Below are 3,100 nucleotides of genomic sequence, written 5' to 3'. Positions count from 1 at the left end.
TTTATTCCCTCAAAACTAGATAATGTGTAAGAAGAATAAGAAGAACGAGTAATCTATTTGGTTAAGTCCTCGAACGATTAGTATCAGTCAGCTCCACACGTCACCGCGCTTCCACCTCTGACCTATCAACCTGATCATCTTTCAGGGTTCTTACTAGCTTGCGCTATGGGAAATCTCATCTTGAGGGGGGCTTCATGCTTAGATGCTTTCAGCACTTATCCCGTCCGCACATAGCTACCCAGCGATGCCTTTGGCAAGACAACTGGTACACCAGCGGTGCGTCCATCCCGGTCCTCTCGTACTAAGGACAGCTCCTCTCAAATTTCCTGCGCCCACGACGGATAGGGACCGAACTGTCTCACGACGTTCTGAACCCAGCTCGCGTACCGCTTTAATGGGCGAACAGCCCAACCCTTGGGACCGACTACAGCCCCAGGATGCGATGAGCCGACATCGAGGTGCCAAACCTCCCCGTCGATGTGGACTCTTGGGGGAGATAAGCCTGTTATCCCCGGGGTAGCTTTTATCCGTTGAGCGATGGCCCTTCCATGCGGAACCACCGGATCACTAAGCCCGACTTTCGTCCCTGCTCGACTTGTAGGTCTCGCAGTCAAGCTCCCTTGTGCCTTTACACTCTGCGAATGATTTCCAACCATTCTGAGGGAACCTTTGGGCGCCTCCGTTACTCTTTAGGAGGCGACCGCCCCAGTCAAACTGCCCACCTGACACTGTCTCCCGCCCCGATCAGGGGCGTGGGTTAGAATTTCAATACAGCCAGGGTAGTATCCCACCGACGCCTCCACCGAAGCTGGCGCTCCGGTTTCTCAGGCTCCTACCTATCCTGTACAAGCTGTACCAAAATTCAATATCAGGCTACAGTAAAGCTCCACGGGGTCTTTCCGTCCTGTCGCGGGTAACCTGCATCTTCACAGGTACTATAATTTCACCGAGTCTCTCGTTGAGACAGTGCCCAGATCGTTACGCCTTTCGTGCGGGTCGGAACTTACCCGACAAGGAATTTCGCTACCTTAGGACCGTTATAGTTACGGCCGCCGTTTACTGGGGCTTCGATTCAGAGCTTCGCGTGAGCTAACCCCTCCTCTTAACCTTCCAGCACCGGGCAGGCGTCAGCCCCTATACTTCGCCTTGCGGCTTCGCAGAGACCTGTGTTTTTGCTAAACAGTCGCCTGGGCCTATTCACTGCGGCTCATCTAGGCTATTCACCCAAATGAGCACCCCTTCTCCCGAAGTTACGGGGTCATTTTGCCGAGTTCCTTAACGAGAGTTCTCTCGCTCACCTTAGGATTCTCTCCTCGCCTACCTGTGTCGGTTTGCGGTACGGGCACCTTTTATCTCGCTAGAGGCTTTTCTTGGCAGTGTGGAATCAGGAACTTCGGTACTATATTTCCCTCGCTGTCACAGCTCAGCCTTCACGCAAGCGGGATTTGCCTCACTTGCAGCCTAACTGCTTAGACGCGCATATCCAACAGCGCGCTTACCCTATCCTACTGCGTCCCCCCATTGCTCAAACGATAAAGAGGTGGTACAGGAATATCAACCTGTTGTCCATCGCCTACGCCTTTCGGCCTCGGCTTAGGTCCCGACTAACCCTGAGAGGACGAGCCTTCCTCAGGAAACCTTGGGCATTCGGTGGATGGGATTCTCACCCATCTTTCGCTACTCATACCGGCATTCTCACTTCTAAGCGCTCCACCAGTCCTTACGGTCTGACTTCAACGCCCTTAGAACGCTCTCCTACCACTGACATCTAAGATGTCAATCCACAGCTTCGGTGATACGTTTAGCCCCGGTACATTTTCGGCGCAGAGTCACTCGACCAGTGAGCTATTACGCACTCTTTAAATGGTGGCTGCTTCTAAGCCAACATCCTGGTTGTCTAAGCAACTCCACATCCTTTTCCACTTAACGTATACTTTGGGACCTTAGCTGGTGGTCTGGGCTGTTTCCCTTTTGACTACGGATCTTATCACTCGCAGTCTGACTCCCACGGATAAGTCTTTGGCATTCGGAGTTTGTCTGAATTCGGTAACCCGATGAGGGCCCCTAGTCCAAACAGTGCTCTACCTCCAAGACTCTTACAACGTGAGGCTAGCCCTAAAGCTATTTCGGAGAGAACCAGCTATCTCCAAGTTCGATTGGAATTTCTCCGCTACCCACACCTCATCCCCGCACTTTTCAACGTGCGTGGGTTCGGGCCTCCAGTTGGTGTTACCCAACCTTCACCCTGGACATGGGTAGATCACCTGGTTTCGGGTCTACGACCACATACTCATTCGCCCTATTCAGACTCGCTTTCGCTGCGGCTCCGTCTTTCAACTTAACCTTGCATGTAATCGTAACTCGCCGGTTCATTCTACAAAAGGCACGCCATCACCCATTAACGGGCTCTGACTACTTGTAGGCACACGGTTTCAGGATCTATTTCACTCCCCTTCCGGGGTGCTTTTCACCTTTCCCTCACGGTACTGGTTCACTATCGGTCACTAGGGAGTATTTAGCCTTGGGAGATGGTCCTCCCAGCTTCCGACGGGATTTCTCGTGTCCCGCCGTACTCAGGATCCACTCAGGAGGGAACGAAGTTTCAACTACAGGGTTTTTACCTTCTCTGACGGGCCTTTCCAGACCACTTCATCTACCCCGTTCCTTTGTAACTCCATGTTGAGTGTCCTACAACCCCAAGAGGCAAGCCTCTTGGTTTGGGCTATGTCCCGTTTCGCTCGCCGCTACTCAGGGAATCGCGTTTGCTTTCTCTTCCTCCGGGTACTTAGATGTTTCAGTTCCCCGGGTCTGCCTTCAATACCCTATGTATTCAGGTAAAGATACTGTTCCATTACGAACAGTGGGTTTCCCCATTCGGAAATCTCCGGATCAAAGCTTACTTACAGCTCCCCGAAGCATATCGGTGTTAGTCCCGTCCTTCATCGGCTCCTAGTGCCAAGGCATCCACCGTGCGCCCTTTCTAACTTAACCTAAAAGGTCATTTCTCTATTAATATAGAGAGAAAACTAAAATGGCGATCACTCGGTTTCTTCTTTGGTTCTTCTTACTTACGATTATCTAGTTTTCAAGGAACAAAAAA

The 3,100-nt window shown here is 51.7% G+C and carries 1 rRNA gene; it reads right to left on the bottom strand.

Features of this window, described 5'->3' with window-relative positions:
* Positions 1–57: 57 nt before the first annotated feature.
* A 23S ribosomal RNA gene (locus TY49_RS00005) occupies positions 58–2,991 on the bottom strand.
* Positions 2,992–3,100 lie beyond the last annotated feature (109 nt).

The sequence above is a fragment of the Mesobacillus selenatarsenatis SF-1 genome (genome assembly GCF_000813125.1).
Taxonomy (GTDB): domain Bacteria; phylum Bacillota; class Bacilli; order Bacillales; family Cytobacillaceae; genus Mesobacillus; species Mesobacillus selenatarsenatis.
The sequence above is the reverse complement of the archived record's forward strand: the minus strand, read 5'-3'. Positions and strand labels throughout refer to the sequence as shown.